The sequence below is a fragment of the Paenibacillus sp. VT-400 genome (assembly GCF_001029205.1).
Lineage (GTDB): Bacteria > Bacillota > Bacilli > Paenibacillales > Paenibacillaceae > Paenibacillus > Paenibacillus amylolyticus.
The window spans coordinates 25776-41469 of the sequence record NZ_LELF01000065.1 but is presented as its reverse complement, the minus strand read 5'-3'; the positions used below and the strand labels follow the sequence as shown (position 1 = coordinate 41469).

The window sequence follows — 15694 nt, the reverse complement described above, 5'->3', positions numbered from 1 at the left end:
ATATAATATTGTTTCGTCCGGGAAATCGCCGGGTAACTATAGCAATAACAAACTGATGCACATATGGAAAGAGAGGTTCTTCTATGATCTATCAAATTAGTGTGGCCCTGATTGCAGTGGCATTTGCAGTACTGGTATTCTTTTTAATTCGTACCTTGAAATCCGCTCAGGGTTCTTTGGACAATGTCTCACAGACATTGCAGGAGGTACAGAAAACCATTGATGAACTTAGTTATGAAGTGAAGCAGACGGTAAGACATGCCAATGATATTACGGTGGATGTACAACACAAAATGAAAAAAATTGATCCTGTTATGGAATCTGTTGAGAATCTGGGAGAAGTGTTGAATGAAGTGACGGCAGCAGCCAAACAAGTCTCCACAACGCTGATGGCGAAATTTCAGACCAAACGTAACAACGCTGAACAGACCAAGCATGCTGAAGCGGTTCATGTAACTGCACCGCCTGCTACATCAACGGATCGTACCCTGCAATCCTATGAAGCTACATATAATGGTGAAGCTAAGGGCGGGAAAAACTGGATGAAGTATATTGATGTTGCAGCGAATGTATGGCAACGGATGCGCAAGTAACATGACCGCTTTGTAACCCATGAAGAAGCCTTCAGAGCGGTGATGAACCTGATGAAAGGGTGAGAATCATGATGAAACTACTGCTTGTGATGTTTAGCGTAATTTCTCCCTTTTCCGTTCAACCGGCAGCGGTACCCGCTGCTCACGATATGCAATGGACGGCAATGGAAGAGAAGGCGTCAGAGGTAACTCTGGCTGTTGATCGATCCGAGACTTTCCAGCATTTTCGGACTCTGAATGGCATTTCTCTGGATGACACCATGGATGATTTGTTGGCCAAAAAGGGCCAGCCGGGGCATAAGCAGGAAGATCCTTATCTGGGGTGTCCTGAATATCACTTTCATGATGTGAAGGTTGGCTTGTGTGAAGATACGGATGTCATTCAATATGTGCATATCAATGCATCTGAGAATCACATCATGTTAAACGGAAAAAGAATTGAGATGAATATTGAAGCGATCCATCATGCTCTCGGGAAACCTTATTATGTGGCAGAGGATGGAGAAGTGTTTCTCCGTGGAGACCAGGCTTTGAAGGTATATATGAAGTCAGGTTCTCATCAGATTAAAGGCATTGATCTTTTTGATGACACAGTTTCCTAGGATTGGTTATTACCAAATCGTTTCAAACCCATATAGTATGGTTATATATTAAGTAGCTCGATACAGAAGATTAAATCAGAGGAGAGTGGAAACGATGAATTCAACCAATGAGCAAGCTTATGCAAAAGTGGTAGAAAACGGAGTTCAGGCGGTAGAAGCGGTGAAAGAATTGCAGATTACCGGATACCTTGCTGATCAAATCTTTGTTCTCGCCCATGAGAAGGATCGTACAGATCGAATTGCCGATACAGCAGATGCCAAAGAAATTGGCATAAAGGAAGAAGGCGTATTTGATTCCTTGGCGAATCTGTTCCGCTCACGTGGTGATGAACTCCGGGCCAAAATTGTTTCGATGGGCTTTACCGAAGCCGAAGCGGACTTCTACGAGAGTGAACTCGACAAAGGTAAAGTACTCGTAATTGCTAAAAAGAAAGATTAACCCGATAAGTTGAAGTTTGCTGAACATGGACAAGCTTCTGAATCATTTATGTAAAATGCTTAATCAAAAACATAGATAAGGAATGGGGCTTTCCCCATTCCTTATCTATGTTTTTGCAAGTTTGGAAGCGGGATCAGGACGCTGCAAAAACAGGGTGGGTTGCGGGGAGAATCTCCAGCGATGGTGCCATTTACTGATAGAAGTTTTTTGTTTTTACGATTATAGTTATACTAGGAATTATTATGTCTACTGCCGTTTTGTATGCAAAATTTGTATAATCAACGTTTGTTTTAAACTAATAAGAATCGACAAACCCGGACGCCACAGATAAGGAGATATCAATGAGAATACTTATTGTTGACGACAATCCGACGAATGTCATTATCATTCGAGAAATTCTGAAAAAAGAAAACTATCGTGACATTGTAACGGCGAGTTCCGCCATGGAAATGTTTGAAGTGTTGGGAATTGGGGAAGAAAGCAACGAACTTCGTCCAAGACCGTCGGATATTGACCTGATTTTGCTAGATATGATGATGCCCGAAATGGACGGTATCGAAGCCTGCAGTATTGTGCAGAAATTTGAGAATCTGAAAGATATACCGATTATTATGGTGACTGCCATCGGAGACTCCAAGAAGCTTGCCGAAGCATTGGATGCAGGTGCATCTGATTATGTGACCAAACCGATTAATAAAGTCGAACTGATGGCCAGAATTCGACTCGCACTTCGTTTGAAACAGGAGAAGGATTGGCATAAAGAGCGTGATCAACGTATTCAGGATGAACTCAAGTTGGCAGCGATGGTCCAAAATGCTGTATTAAGTCCGGCAATTAGGGACCCATTGTTCCAAGTGCATGCCATCTATAAACCATCCTTTGAGCTTGCGGGTGATCTGTATTCTTGGTACCCCCTTGGGGAAGGTCGTTACGGAGTACTGCTGCTCGACATGATGGGACACGGGATATCTTCATCCCTGTTTACCATGTTTATCGCTTCTGTGTTAAAAGATACGGTTACCACTTATGTGGATCCAGAGAAGGTCATTCAGGAGTTGAACCGTCGTTTTAACCAGCTCCATCTGGAAAAACAATTGGTGCAGTATTATTTCACGGCCATTTATCTGGTCGTTGATACACGGATGAAACGAATTGATTATGTTAATGCAGGGCATCCACCTGCTTTATTCTTCCGAAACGACGGCAGTGTCACCACATTTGACAGCGTCTGCTGTCCTGTTGGTTTATTTGACAAGATGGATATTGAACCACAAACGATCCATTATGAGGGTGACGGGCATATTGCGCTTTATACGGATGGATTATTGGAAGCTGTTCAGGGCGGGCAGGAAGAACAACATGAATTCCTGATCGAAAAACTGACCGGCTCACATCAGTGGAATGAAGCTGCCATGCAGGCCATGTTTTTTGACGACGAAATTCCCCAGGAGCGGGATGATGATAAATGTCTGGTCTGGATTACTTTGGATAAAGGGGCGGGGGATGAATGAAGATCAGGAATAAACTGCTGATTGGTTTTACCGCTCTGATGGCCATTTTGATCGTGCTCACGTTTGTGAGTTATGAACGGTTAAACAGCAGTAATAAACAGATTGATCAGATGTATCAGGAACGTTATCTCAAAGTAAGGTTCACATCTGCTGTACGTGGAGAGGTCAATGATATTGCCAAAGTGCTGGCTAACTTGTTATTGAATCCGAACAATTCAATTAGTGCTGCTGAAGGTGACCTGAAGGATATGAAGGATCGGGGGGATGGTTACCTCGTAGAAGTGAGAAACCGGGCAGACAGTGCACCTGAACATCAACTGGTGGATCGTGTGAATACTGCGTGGACTGCTTATACTTCCTATGCAACGAGACAGATCAACCTGATGTCCCAAAGCAGGGTAGAAGATGCGAATAACTACCGCAATTCAACAGGACTCGCAGTGCAAAAAGAAGCTGTGGATAGTTTGAATGCTCTTTCGCGTTATCAGGACCAAGAGATTGATGCCGAGATCAAGAACGCTAACGCAGCGTATACGAGAGCAGTACAGATCACGATAGGTATCATGATTGCGGGGTTGTTGCTTGCATTGGGTGTCATTATGTGGGTGCTGCCAAGTATTACACGGGGTCTGAACACTGTATCTATGATGATTAACAGTTTTGGTAAAGGGCGTTACCGAACCATTCGGCGCATACAGGTCAAATCAACCGATGAGATTGGTCAGATTGCCAGTGTGTTCAAGGATGTATCCAGTGATCTGGAAGAAAAACTGGAGATCGAGAGGGCTTATGTGCAGGCTCAGCAGGATCAAAACTGGATGAGTTCGAACATCGCAAGAGTCCCGGAGCTGCTTCGGGGGATTGGCTCCATTCGCCAAATTTCGCAGATGTTTATCAGTGAGTTCACACCTGTGCTTGGTGCTCAGTTGGGTGTCGTCTATCTGATCGATGAGGAGAAACATCCCGACGAACTGAGACGTTACGGTGCATACGCATTTGAAGAGAACGAAGATGTTGGTAAGGAAATGTATCGCATCGGAGAAGGCCTGATTGGTCAAGCCGCGCTGGATATGACACCGATTATTCTGGAAAATACGCCTGATGATTACGTGCATATTGGTTCAGCTTCAGGCTCAACACGTGCTGCGGGTATCATGATCTATCCTGTCGTGTTTGAAGATGAACTGATTGGTGTAGTTGAAGTGGCTTCCTTTGAAGGTTTCAATGAACTGCACAAGCAGTTGTTCACACAACTGATTATGAACCTGGGCGTAATTTTGAATAACGTTCGACGTCGTTTGCGTGTGGAGGAGCTGCTGCGTGAATCCCAGGCACTGACTGAGGAACTGCAGGTTCAATCGGAAGAATTGCAGACACAGCAAGAAGAACTTCGTCGTTCCAATGAGAATCTGGAGGAGCAGACAGAAGCGCTTAAACGTTCCGAGGAATTGCTGCAGCGTCAGCAGGAAGAACTGGAACATTTTAATACGGAACTCATTGCCAAGACGCGGGCGCTTGAAGAGCAGGTGCGTGAAGTTGAAGAGAAAAATGACGAAATTGAGAAAACGAAGACACAGTTGGAACAGCAAGCTACACAGCTGTCGATGACAAGTAAGTACAAGTCCGAATTTTTAGCGAATATGTCACATGAACTCCGTACACCATTGAACAGTCTGCTCATTTTGTCCCAGTTATTGTCGGAGAACAAGGGTGGAAATCTGACTGACAAACAGCAGGAATATGCGCAAACCATCTACATGTCGGGTGCGGATCTGCTGAAAATGATTGATGAGATTCTGGATCTGTCCAAGGTGGACGCAGGTAAGATGGATATCAATTATGAGACAGTTCGAATGGAAGAGCTGACCAGCTTTGTTCAGCAGAACTTTGGACCGATGGCGAATAAAAAGGAACTGAACTTGAATATCGATTTCGACAGCGATCTACCGGAATGGGTGTACACCGACAGTCATCGCGTCAAACAGATTTTACGGAATTTGTTGTCGAACGCATTTAAGTTCACCAATCGAGGTTCGGTTAGTCTGATTGGACGACGGATGAAACCGGAAGAGTTACCGGGTTATATGAACACCAATCAGGAATATCTCGGATTCAGTGTAAAAGACACTGGCATCGGTATTCCATCGGATAAAACGGATCTGATCTTTGAAGCGTTCCAGCAAGTAGACGGGACCACAAGTCGGAAATACGGTGGAACAGGTCTGGGATTGTCCATTAGCAGGGAATTGGCACGTTTACTTGGTGGCGCAATACAGGTGGAATCATCCGAAGGGGAAGGTAGCTGCTTTACTTTATACCTGCCGGATAATCATGAAGAGGAAGCCTTGGTAGAGGAAGGTGCTTCAAGAGAAGCAGCTGTATCCTCAGAGGATCTTTATGAACAGTCCATCGAAGCACGGACCATGCTTTCAAGTCATCAGTCCATTCTCTCTCCTGATCCGGAGCGTAGCGTGGGTACGGATCTGTCTCCTTCCCATGCTCCAGATGTCACGCAGATCGAAGATGATCGGGAGAATATCATGGAAGGTGACAAAATCCTGCTCATCATTGAGGATGACGTGAACTTTGCACATATTTTGATGGATATGGCGAGAGGAAGAGGATTCAAAGCACTTGTTGCCCTTCAAGGTGATAAAGGACTTGAAATGGCACGTCAATATCTGCCGGATGCCATTATCCTGGATATTCAATTGCCGGTGATGGATGGTTGGACCATTCTGGGCGAGCTGAAGAGCAGTTCGGCAACACGTCACATTCCGGTTCATGTGATTTCAGTCATTGATGATATGAAGCAAGGTCTGATGATGGGCGCCATTGCGTATCTGAAAAAACCTTCGAGCAAGGATTCACTGGATAAAGCATTCTCGCATATCAAATCATATACTGAGAATCAATTGAAACGACTGTTGATCGTCGAAGATGACGAAATTCAGCGTAAAGCCATTATTGAATTGATTGGTCATGATGATGTTGCAATCACCGCTGTATCGACAGGTAGTGAGGCATTGAATGAATTACACAGCCAGCGTTATGACTGCATGGTACTGGATCTGATGTTAACGGATATGACCGGGTTTGAGTTGCTCGACCAGATTCGCGATGATGAATATCTGAACGATCTGCCGATTATAATTTATACAGGCAAAGAACTGGATTCCAAGGAAGAAATGAAGCTGCGCAAATATGCGGAATCCATCATTATCAAGGATGTGAAGTCACCGGAACGTCTGCTGGATGAGACCACTTTGTTCCTGCATCGGGTAGAAGCCAATTTGCCGGAAGACAAGCGTCGAATCTTACAGAAACTACACAACAAAGAAACGTTGTTTGAAGGCAAGAAAATATTGCTTGTAGATGACGATATTCGTAACGTATTTGCCCTTTCAAGTGTTCTTGAAGGCTATCGGATGGATGTGATGTTTGCTGAGAACGGCCGAGAGGCTTTGGAGATTTTGGACAAAAATCCGGAATTTGATCTGGTACTGATGGATATGATGATGCCAGAGATGGACGGTTATGAAGCGATGACACGAATCAGACAGATCCCGCAGTTTGAAAAGTTGCCGATTATTGCGCTTACGGCCAAAGCCATGAAAGAGGATCGCGGCAAATGTATTGAGGCCGGAGCATCTGATTATGTGAAAAAACCGATTCAGACAGATCAATTGTTATCCTTAATGCGTGTATGGCTGTATTCGTAAGTTCATTATTCGTATGTTCATTGTTTGGGTAATGAAAGACAATACGACGAATACGCAAGTAACAAATGAAGAAGTGGAGAGAACTTATGACACCGTGGGAACCTACCGAGACGGGGGCAGATTTGGTCCGTATGCCGCAAGATGAAGAACGCGAGCTGATCGAGATTGAGTTGCTGTTGGAAGGCATGCACCGTTTATATGGATATGATTTTAGAAACTATGCACTGCCATCCCTGAAACGAAGAATCTGGCATCATGCACATGCTGAGGGTGTTAAGAGCATATCCGGCTTGCAGGAGCGTGTTCTTCATGACCGTTCCGCGTTTGAACGTTTTGTACAGAACTTATCCATCCCTGTAACGGAAATGTTTCGAGATCCTTCGCTTTTCCGAATGTTTCGGGAACAGATTATTCCTATCCTGAGAACCTACCCGTATATCCGAATATGGCATGCGGGATGCTCTACGGGAGAGGAAGTTTATTCCATGGCCATCATGTTGCATGAGGAAGGACTGTATGACAAGGCAAGAATCTACGCAACGGATATGAATGATCGCTCTTTGCAACAGGCCAAAGAAGGCGTATATGGTATTGAGAAAATGAAACTATTTACTACAAATTATTTGGAGGCAGGGGGTACCAGAGCCTTCTCCGAGTACTATACAGCGAAATACAATTCGGTGATATTTCATCCTTTTCTAAGGAAGAACATCATTTTCGCCGAGCACAACCTGGCAACAGACCGGTCATTTAACGAGTTTAATGTTATCTTTTGCCGTAATGTCATGATTTATTTTAATGATGAACTGCGGAACCATGTGCATGGGCTGTTTCATGAGAGCTTGAGCCACTTTGGTATTCTGGTTCTGGGGTCGAAAGAATCGATACATTTTACAGAGTTCAGTGATACCTATGAGCCGTTAGACCGGACCGAAAAAATATACCGGAAGATCAAATAGGGGGTTAGGGTTAGCCATGGGGCTCAATGAACCAATCCACATATTATTGGTAGATGACCGCCCTGAGAACTTGCTTGCTCTTGAAGCAGTTCTGGAATCGGAACAATATAAACTCGTTAAGGCAACTTCCGGAGAAGAGGCACTCCGCTGTCTGCTAAAAGACGAATTTGCGGTTATCGTTCTCGATGTGCAGATGCCTGGAATGGACGGAATTGAGACAGCGAAGTTAATTAAGGCACGGGACAAGTCCAAGGATGTGCCGATTATATTCATCTCTGCCAATAGCAGAGAAGCGGAGCACTTGTTTGCCGGGTATTCAGCCGGGGCCATTGATTACATGGTTAAGCCATTTATTCCTCAGATTTTGAAATCCAAAATCGAGGGTTTTGTAGAGATGTTTATCACCAATAAACGTTTGAAGACACAGACCATGCTTCTTCACCAGAAGACACAGGAACTGGAGAAGATGAACCAACAACTCATTCAGGCCAAGGAAGAAGCAGAAATTGCAGCTAATGCAAAGACCGAGTTCCTGGCAATGATGAGTCATGAGATTCGTACTCCGATGAACGGAGTCATCGGTATGGTTGATCTGCTGATGGAGACGGAACTGAGGGAAGATCAGAAGGAATATGCAGACATCGTTCGTCGCAGTGCAGATGCACTCGTTACGGTCATTAACGACATTCTTGATTTTACCAAGATGGAATCCGGCAAAATGGAACTTGAAGAGCATCCTTTTGAAATTGTCTCCTGTATTCGGGAAGTGTTGGGATTATTTGCTGCAGAAGCAGGCAAAAAGAACCTAGAACTGGATTATTTCCTGGAAGATTCTGTCCCTGAATTAATCTATGGAGATATGGCAAGGCTCCGTCAGGTTCTCTTGAATCTTATTGCCAATGCGATCAAATTTACCGATCAGGGTGGAGTGTATCTGATTGTGTCAGTTAAGGAAGAAAAGGATGGAGAAATGGCATTGGAGTTTGCCGTTAAAGACACCGGGATAGGTATCGCTTCAGACAAAGTGGATCGCCTGTTCCAGCCATTTTCCCAGCTGGATACATCCATGACACGTAAATACGGTGGAACTGGCTTAGGACTGGCAATATGCAAGACTCTGGTTGAAATGATGGGTGGACAGATCTATCTGGATACAACAGAGCAACGGGGAGCAACGTTTGTATTTACAATTCAGGCGAAACGTTATGTAGAAACTGAACTGGTCCAGGGGAACGGGGAAGAGAAACCAACGGATGTGAAAAATGAGAATAAATATCCTACGGTTTTAATCGTGGATGATCATCCTATCAACCAGAAGTTGATGGCGATTATGCTTGGTAAGCTGGGGTTGCTCTCAGACATTGCTGAAGATGGACAGAGCGCACTCGATATGGTAAACGGCAGCCGTTATCCCTATGACTATGTGTTTATGGATCTGCAGATGCCTGTGATGGACGGTTTGGAATGTACACGGCGGATTCGAGAGAGTCTGTCCCAGTCTAATCAGCCAATCATTATAGCCATGACTGCTAACGTAATGGAAGGTATTCAGCAGCGCTGTATTGCTGCCGGCATGGATGATTATATTAGTAAACCGGTGAAAATGGGCAATGTAAAACAGAAGATAGCCCAGTTTCAGAAACAACGACAAATGTTAGATCCAGGCCCTTCAGCCATGAATCAGGCCAATTGAAACATTTTCCAAACTTCTTTCTGATTCACTCGTGCTGAAGTTGGGTTATTAGGTAAGGAAACCATTGATCAGGAGAGAGATGTCTAATGAATACAAATAAAAATGAAAAATTCAATGCAAGAACCGAAACTCAGGACGGCGTGTGCACGGTGTATCTGACTGGCGAACTGGATTTGTCGGTTGCTCCTGACTTCCGCTTGGTGATGGAGCCGCTCGTGGATAACAAGGAACAGGATCTTGTGATCAACATGAAAGAATTGAAGTATATCGATAGTACAGGGATTGGTATCCTGTTATCTGTTCTGAAGGCAAGACATGGAATGGAAGCTCGCTTTGAAGTACAGGAAGTTCCTGCGCAGATTCAGAAACTTTTTGACATGACGGGCATCGCCAAATTCTTTGTCACACAGAAGAATTCCCAATAGGAAAGGATCGAAAAAGGAATGAATGCAGAAGTTCAAAGAGTCACCCTTAATTTACCTGCGACAGCTGATTACGTTGATATTGTAAGACTCAATCTCTATGGAGTAGCATCCAAAATGGGATTTTCCTACGAAGACATTGAGGATATGAAAGTTGCTGTATCCGAGGCCTGTAACAACTCTGTATTGTATGCCTACTCACACGAAGGCGGCATGGTTGAAGTTGTATTCGAAGTGGATGGCGAAACATTGTCCATTATTGTCAAGGACGAAGGTGCCAGCTTCGAGAACATGAACCCTGCTGTGTCACGTGCCGGTCTACACGACAAAGAACTGACGGAAGCACAGATTGGCGGACTTGGGTTCTACCTGATGCAAGCCTTGATGGACGATGTCAGTGTGGAAAGTGAGACGGGCAAAGGTACGAAAGTAGTACTCGTAAAACGTCTTGCAAGAAGTGAGGAGAAAGTATGAATGAAAAAGTGACTCCCCCAGAGTCCATGTCTGAAGCTATAGGTTTGATCTGGGAATACCAGCAGACCCAAGATAATGAAATTGCAACAGTTCTCATCCGTAAATATGAACCAATGGTCAAGATGGCAGCAGGTAAAATCGCTCGGAATCGCCCCGATCTATACGAAGACTTGTATCAGACCGGGCAGATGGCTTTGATTCGTTTGCTTAAGCAATACGATATCAACCTGGGTATTCCGTTTGAACCTTATGCCATGAAGAGCATGATCGGTCATATGAAGAACTACTTGCGTGATAAATCCTGGTATATTCAGGTGCCCCGGAGGATTAAGGAAAAGGGAGCCCTTGTGCAACATGCCATTGATGAGTTAACCGTTAAGCTGGAGCGCTCACCCGGTGTGAACGAAATTGCTGAATACCTTGATCTGACTGCAGAAGAGACAATTGAAGTTCTGGCTGGTCGGGAATGTTACCACTATGTATCACTGGATTCTCCTTTATCTCAGGATGACAGTGCAGCAACATTGGGAGAACTGATCAGTGCAGATGTGAATGACTATGATTCGGTCGAAAAACGGATGGACTTGCAACAGGCATTGGGACAATTGAAGGAACAAGAACAGCAGGTACTTATTCTAGCATTCCAGGATGGCCAATCTCAGCGGGCAATTGCCCAGAAGCTTGGTGTTTCACAGATGAGTGTATCTCGGATTCAGAAGCGAGCTACAGAGAAACTGAAACAGATCATGTCTAATGCTTCAATGTTATGACAAATGGAACCCTAATGTTGTTGAGTACGGCATAAAGAAGGACACGTCAATGCGCTGAAATGCATACGTGTCCTTTTTGGGATCAAAAAGATGGGCATGCAATGAAGAACATGAGTGCAGGAGTGGATAAAGTGATTATGAACCAAATCAAGTTGGAAGCTCGCCGTGACAAGTTATCTTGCTCGGACCATTGGCAATGGTGGGATTGGGTTGCACCTGACACCGATAGCATGAACGATGCGTTGGAGGAGCTGACAGAGGCGTTTCCGGATATGCGGTATTGGCTTCATAAGATTCCGGAAGTGGAATCGAATTATTTGTCCGTACGTTTCGTGAATGGTAAAGAACCAGTCATATTTGGTTCATTGTTGTATGCTGTCAAGAATGAGAGAGATGACAAACGTCAAGATAATCAGATGTTTTTCTATGTCGATCGCAATAACCTGGTTACCTTGAATATGGATGACAATACACGAGGTATTATGAAGACGGATGAACGTGCCCATATGTTACAGCAATGTAGTGAAGCCAGGGACGGGATGTTTGTACTTTTTCGAGCTATACTGCATTACTACCATGTGGGGATGGATCATTTTGAGATGAACCTGCGTGATCTGGAACGGAAGATGGAATCTCGCAATGCCCGAACTTTAATGGACCAGATTTTGGCCGCCCGATTTGAACTGTTATACTGGAGCAATCTATTTATCCCCTATTCGGAACTGATGGCTGCTTCACATGAGGCTTACCTTGATGAAATAAATGAAAATCGATATTTCCAGCAACTCCAACATCGGGTAGAGCGAATGGAACGTTTGTTTAGTCACTACGAGAAAGAGATCGATACGTTAATCTCCATTGATAATGCGATCTCCGGTGTACGTGGCAATGAGATCATGAAGACGCTGACCATTGTCACTGCTGTGTTCATACCTGCCACGGCAGCTGGCGCGATCTGGGGGATGAACTTTGAGAACCTGCCCTTTATCGACAAATCATGGGGAGTTGTACTGGTCCTTGTTGTCATTATCTTAAGCATGATCAGCATGTATGTATGGCTGATGATGAAAGGCTGGACAGGAGATCTGCTCAAAGTGAAATCTTCACAGCCTTCAGCTGAAGAGACAGAGAAAAAAGGAGCTATGGAAAAACGTAAGGGATAGCCTACTGTTGGTTAGTCCTCTTAGTTTCTTAGTTTTTGTAATCTTCAATATAACCAAGCAAGTCAGCGATATATTGGCCCACAATCGGCATATTCACGAATTGGCTGAGAATGAATGCCAGCAAACCGAGAACAACAAAGGTACCCACAGTCAGACCAAGACCTCGTGCCATGCCCGCTGTAAAATTGGTAATAATCCGCTTTTTGGGACTGCTGTAATTCTCAATAATATCCTTGATCTGTGCTCTCTCCAGGCTGTCCGCAATCTGGTCCAGACGGGTGTTCAATCGCTTTACCTCATGACGCAATTCAAAAGGATGCTCGCTTGTATCATACTGCTGTGCAGGTGTTCCTCCCGTAATTGGAGTATTACCATTGATTGTAACTTTACTCATATTATTTGTCCTCCTCAACTCTCATTGGATAAAAAATAGCCAGCTGGAGTGCAGCTGGCTATTGGTCACTCGATCTGTATCGCCTTACAGGCTAGTCGAGTTAAGTTCTTTACGTGCATCTTCCTTCGCTTCAACGGAAGCGGAAGCCACTTCATCAGATGCACGGGATGCTTCGTTAGCCACATCAGCAGACGCTTTTCTAACAGAGTCCATTACATCATTGCGGCCTTGATTTACCGTTTTTGCAATATCGGAAGTTTTGGAAGAGACCGTTTTAGCCAGTTCAGTGGCTTTGTCACTTACAACAGTTGCCACTTCTTTGGTGCGGTCAGTAACGATGCCCACTTTCTCGGAAAGGTCACCACGCAATTCACGTCCCGGTTTAGGCGCAAAGAGTAGTGCTGCTGCAGCTCCCAGCAAACCCCCGATGAAAATACCTTTTGCGAAAGTTGAACCCGTCTGTACAGGATATTGCTCTTCTGCTTTATTCATGTCTAATCACTCCTTCTTCAATTTAAGAAACAAATACGAAACAACGAACACCTTGTTGCCCGAATCAGGCAGCCTGTCTTAGCAGTCTGGACACAAGCCCCAGCAAGAAAACAAAGAGCGCTGTACCAATGATGGCAGGGATGATGGCAAAGTTACCGATAACTGGTCCCCAGTTACCAAGCAAAAGTGCTCCCAGCCAGGCTCCGGCAAATCCGGCAATCATTGCACCGATTATGCCTCCAGGCATGTTGTGACCGGCAAGTGCATCTCCGATCAAACCGATGATGACAGCCATCACAATGCTGATAATGATGCCCCACATAACAACCGCCTCCTTTAAACTTGATGTAGGATGTTGTCTGTTCGCGTTTGCTTACTTCGTATATAAACCCCGTGCAACCCTGTGAAACAATAAAGATGAGGATGAATGAACTGGAAATTAGAGGAATTCATTCTTTAGCGGCTTTGTTTAATGCCCTTAACCATACAGAAGATCCATGCCAATCCAGCAGTAAATCCAGTAAATACATCCGTAGGATAATGAACGCCCAACATGATCCGGCTGAGGCCAATCAAGAAAATAAAACTAATACCACATAGGACAGGAAGCCACACACCGGAAGAGTTATGTCGCTGCCGTTCAATGGCCCAGATTACAAAGAGCATGCCGTAGAAGCCCATGGAGATCATGGCATGTCCGCTGGGAAAGCTGTACCCGTGAACGACCAGCAGATGATCCAGTTCAGGTCTGCTTCGTCTGAAAAATTCCTTCAATAACGTGTTCAGAATCCACATCATGGCAAAACTTCCCGTGAGTGCATATCCATATACAACAAACCTTGGACTGCGTTGAATGAAGAAAAGAAGAGCAAAACCTCCTGCAGCCACAGCAGAGATTTTGAATGAACCCAGTGCGGTTATGAATGCAGTGTAAGGGAATAGATGAAGACGTGAATCTGAATTCAGATAAAATAATTGCTGAATTTGATCATCCAGACGAATAATAACATCAGCACCCAACCAGGCACCCAGACCTGCCAGGATAAATACGACCGATGCGCTGAGGGCCAGACCAGCCATACCCCAGTTGAGGAGTGGACGTAATAACGTACCGGAATTTGAACTGAATGAGGCTGGTGAATACGTTTTGCGCGGCATAATGAGTTTCTCCTTCAGTTATTGTAGTAGATGAACATAGATGATAAAGCTATACCCGAAATGCCTGTCGAAAAAACTGTAAAAACGTCGCTTTTGTACTATACTATTTAAGATATCCCATGCGGCGTCGTGACGCAAAGCAGAGATGAAATCGGGAGCACAAAGGAGAGAACTCGCATGGAGAGTGCCTTGTTAATTAAAGAATACCGTGCAGGCGTTATGGAATGCGCCCATTACGGACACATAAGTATTACGGATGAGTATGGCCGAATCGTATACTCGGCTGGTGACCCTCATTTTAGAGCGTTCACTCGTTCATCTGCCAAACCTTTTCAAGCCATTCCAGGTATTCGGGCAGGAATTGCCAGTCACTATGGCCTATCAGCACAGGAGATTGCCATTATGTCCTCTTCGCATCGTTCGGAACCGGAACACATTCGGGTGCTGGAGCAGTTATCCGGTAAGATCGGATTGGGAGAAGAATGCCTGATCTGTGCACCAAGTTACCCTCTTAATGAAGAAAGCCGTAATCAATGGTTACGTGGACAAGGAGAGAAACGGCGCATCTTGCACAACTGCTCCGGAAAACATCTGGGAATTCTGGGGTACAGTCAGATGAAACAGGTTGATCTGGGCAGTTACGCTGAACCGGATCATCCGGTGCAACGAGAAATTCTTGAAACGTTTGCCGACCTGGCAGGTATTGAAGAAAAAGAGATTGAGCTTGGGACGGATGGCTGCGGCTTTCCGGTATTTTCTTTGCCGTTGTCGGCATTGTCGAACGCCTATTTGAAGCTCGCTTGTCCGGATCTTATCGCTGATCTTTCCACAAGAACAGCTGTAGAGACCATAACATCAGCTATGAATGAACATCCGTTGATGGTTGGTGGCACGGAGCGTGTAGATTCAGTGCTGCTGGAAGACAATAACATTGTAGCGAAGGGTGGATTCAAAGGGGTATTCGGATTTGGTCTGAAAAAAGAAAGACTGGGAATCACCTTCAAGGTGCTTGATGGTTCCGAGGAAGAGTGGGCTTTCATCACTCAATCCATCCTAAGACAGATTGGTTATTCCAATGAGAGAACCATTGCACGATTGGCTGAAGTGTTCCCTTCGGACATCCGAAATGATGCGGGTACCCTTGTAGGTCATGCAGATAGTGAGTTCATTCTTCACTCACTTGAAGATAGCGTATAACCTTAAGAAGGGGCGTGATTAGAGTTGCCGGACCCCGGGTAAAGATGACATACCAACTGGTATTCATCTATACAATTCATATACACGCATGGACTGCCGCGGTAA

General features: G+C 44.8%; 16 protein-coding genes. 12 read left to right on the top strand and 4 right to left on the bottom strand.

Features of this window, described 5'->3' with window-relative positions; genetic code table 11:
• Positions 1-83: 83 nt before the first annotated feature.
• From EL84_RS09930 to EL84_RS09880, 11 genes are all read left to right on the top strand, one after another.
• Positions 84-593: a DUF948 domain-containing protein gene (locus EL84_RS09930; RefSeq protein ID WP_036668007.1), complete on the top strand. Its 510-nt coding sequence runs from the start codon at positions 84-86 to the stop codon at positions 591-593.
• Between the two features lie 68 nt (positions 594-661).
• Positions 662-1195 (top strand): hypothetical protein, encoded by a 534-nt coding sequence (locus EL84_RS09925; protein ID WP_047841575.1) that lies wholly within the window; start codon positions 662-664, stop codon positions 1193-1195.
• Between the two features lie 94 nt (positions 1196-1289).
• Entirely contained in the window at positions 1290-1634 is a 345-nt protein-coding gene (locus EL84_RS09920; protein ID WP_017692267.1) for a general stress protein, read from the top strand.
• A 341-nt stretch (positions 1635-1975) separates the two neighbouring features.
• Positions 1976-3145, top strand: a complete 1170-nt coding sequence (locus EL84_RS09915; RefSeq protein ID WP_047841574.1) for a PP2C family protein-serine/threonine phosphatase — start codon at positions 1976-1978, stop codon at positions 3143-3145.
• The gene (locus EL84_RS09910; protein ID WP_047841573.1) at positions 3142-6867 is read left to right on the top strand and encodes a response regulator; all 3726 of its coding nucleotides are present in this window, start codon (positions 3142-3144) and stop codon (positions 6865-6867) included. The genes EL84_RS09915 and EL84_RS09910 overlap by 4 nt, the downstream gene beginning before the upstream one ends.
• An 86-nt stretch (positions 6868-6953) precedes the next feature.
• The gene (locus tag EL84_RS09905) at positions 6954-7826 is read left to right on the top strand and encodes a CheR family methyltransferase (RefSeq protein WP_036606984.1); all 873 of its coding nucleotides are present in this window, start codon (positions 6954-6956) and stop codon (positions 7824-7826) included.
• A 16-nt stretch (positions 7827-7842) separates the two neighbouring features.
• On the top strand, positions 7843-9519 hold the full coding sequence (locus EL84_RS09900) for a response regulator (protein WP_047841572.1): 1677 nt from the start codon (positions 7843-7845) through the stop codon (positions 9517-9519).
• Between the two features lie 86 nt (positions 9520-9605).
• The gene (locus tag EL84_RS09895; protein ID WP_036606989.1) at positions 9606-9944 is read left to right on the top strand and encodes an STAS domain-containing protein; all 339 of its coding nucleotides are present in this window, start codon (positions 9606-9608) and stop codon (positions 9942-9944) included.
• A gap of 18 nt (positions 9945-9962) precedes the next feature.
• The gene (gene rsbW / locus EL84_RS09890) at positions 9963-10415 is read left to right on the top strand and encodes an anti-sigma B factor RsbW (RefSeq protein WP_036606993.1); all 453 of its coding nucleotides are present in this window, start codon (positions 9963-9965) and stop codon (positions 10413-10415) included.
• A complete protein-coding gene (locus tag EL84_RS09885; RefSeq protein ID WP_047841571.1) occupies positions 10412-11185 on the top strand; it encodes a sigma-70 family RNA polymerase sigma factor in 774 nt (257 codons plus the stop codon). The genes rsbW and EL84_RS09885 overlap by 4 nt, the downstream gene beginning before the upstream one ends.
• Before the next feature lie 137 nt (positions 11186-11322).
• Positions 11323-12348 carry a magnesium transporter CorA family protein gene (locus tag EL84_RS09880; protein ID WP_047841670.1) on the top strand — a complete coding sequence of 342 codons (1026 nt, stop codon included), beginning with the start codon at positions 11323-11325 and terminating at the stop codon, positions 12346-12348.
• A gap of 28 nt (positions 12349-12376) precedes the next feature.
• On the opposite strand, the gene EL84_RS09875 is transcribed toward EL84_RS09880, so the two are convergent.
• The 4 genes from EL84_RS09875 to EL84_RS09860 all read right to left on the bottom strand — a co-directional run bounded on the left by EL84_RS09875 (position 12377) and on the right by EL84_RS09860 (position 14392).
• A complete protein-coding gene (locus tag EL84_RS09875) occupies positions 12377-12742 on the bottom strand; it encodes a DUF5665 domain-containing protein (protein ID WP_017692276.1) in 366 nt (121 codons plus the stop codon).
• Between the two features lie 84 nt (positions 12743-12826).
• The gene (locus tag EL84_RS09870; RefSeq protein ID WP_047841570.1) at positions 12827-13234 is read right to left on the bottom strand and encodes a YtxH domain-containing protein; all 408 of its coding nucleotides are present in this window, start codon (positions 13232-13234) and stop codon (positions 12827-12829) included.
• A 64-nt stretch (positions 13235-13298) separates the two neighbouring features.
• On the bottom strand, positions 13299-13556 hold the full coding sequence (locus EL84_RS09865) for a GlsB/YeaQ/YmgE family stress response membrane protein (RefSeq protein ID WP_017692278.1): 258 nt from the start codon (positions 13554-13556) through the stop codon (positions 13299-13301).
• A gap of 134 nt (positions 13557-13690) precedes the next feature.
• Complete coding sequence (locus EL84_RS09860; RefSeq protein WP_053061442.1) at positions 13691-14392, bottom strand: phosphatase PAP2 family protein; 702 nt, start codon at positions 14390-14392, stop codon at positions 13691-13693.
• A gap of 177 nt (positions 14393-14569) precedes the next feature.
• Between EL84_RS09860 and EL84_RS09855 the strand changes: the two genes are divergently transcribed.
• Positions 14570-15589, top strand: a complete 1020-nt coding sequence (locus EL84_RS09855) for an asparaginase (protein ID WP_047841569.1) — start codon at positions 14570-14572, stop codon at positions 15587-15589.
• Positions 15590-15694 lie beyond the last annotated feature (105 nt).

Coding starts and splice junctions, on each gene's coding strand:
- rsbW (WP_036606993.1), top strand. CDS start 9,963: ATGAATGCAGAAGTTCAAAGAGTCACCCTTAATTTACCTGCGACAGCT.
- EL84_RS09915 (WP_047841574.1), top strand. CDS start 1,976: ATGAGAATACTTATTGTTGACGACAATCCGACGAATGTCATTATCATT.
- EL84_RS09855 (WP_047841569.1), top strand. CDS start 14,570: ATGGAGAGTGCCTTGTTAATTAAAGAATACCGTGCAGGCGTTATGGAA.
- EL84_RS09860 (WP_053061442.1), bottom strand. CDS start 14,392: ATGCCGCGCAAAACGTATTCACCAGCCTCATTCAGTTCAAATTCCGGT.
- EL84_RS09870 (WP_047841570.1), bottom strand. CDS start 13,234: ATGAATAAAGCAGAAGAGCAATATCCTGTACAGACGGGTTCAACTTTC.
- EL84_RS09885 (WP_047841571.1), top strand. CDS start 10,412: ATGAATGAAAAAGTGACTCCCCCAGAGTCCATGTCTGAAGCTATAGGT.
- EL84_RS09910 (WP_047841573.1), top strand. CDS start 3,142: ATGAAGATCAGGAATAAACTGCTGATTGGTTTTACCGCTCTGATGGCC.
- EL84_RS09865 (WP_017692278.1), bottom strand. CDS start 13,556: ATGTGGGGCATCATTATCAGCATTGTGATGGCTGTCATCATCGGTTTG.
- EL84_RS09920 (WP_017692267.1), top strand. CDS start 1,290: ATGAATTCAACCAATGAGCAAGCTTATGCAAAAGTGGTAGAAAACGGA.
- EL84_RS09905 (WP_036606984.1), top strand. CDS start 6,954: ATGACACCGTGGGAACCTACCGAGACGGGGGCAGATTTGGTCCGTATG.
- EL84_RS09900 (WP_047841572.1), top strand. CDS start 7,843: ATGGGGCTCAATGAACCAATCCACATATTATTGGTAGATGACCGCCCT.
- EL84_RS09895 (WP_036606989.1), top strand. CDS start 9,606: ATGAATACAAATAAAAATGAAAAATTCAATGCAAGAACCGAAACTCAG.
- EL84_RS09875 (WP_017692276.1), bottom strand. CDS start 12,742: ATGAGTAAAGTTACAATCAATGGTAATACTCCAATTACGGGAGGAACA.
- EL84_RS09925 (WP_047841575.1), top strand. CDS start 662: ATGATGAAACTACTGCTTGTGATGTTTAGCGTAATTTCTCCCTTTTCC.
- EL84_RS09930 (WP_036668007.1), top strand. CDS start 84: ATGATCTATCAAATTAGTGTGGCCCTGATTGCAGTGGCATTTGCAGTA.
- EL84_RS09880 (WP_047841670.1), top strand. CDS start 11,323: ATGAACCAAATCAAGTTGGAAGCTCGCCGTGACAAGTTATCTTGCTCG.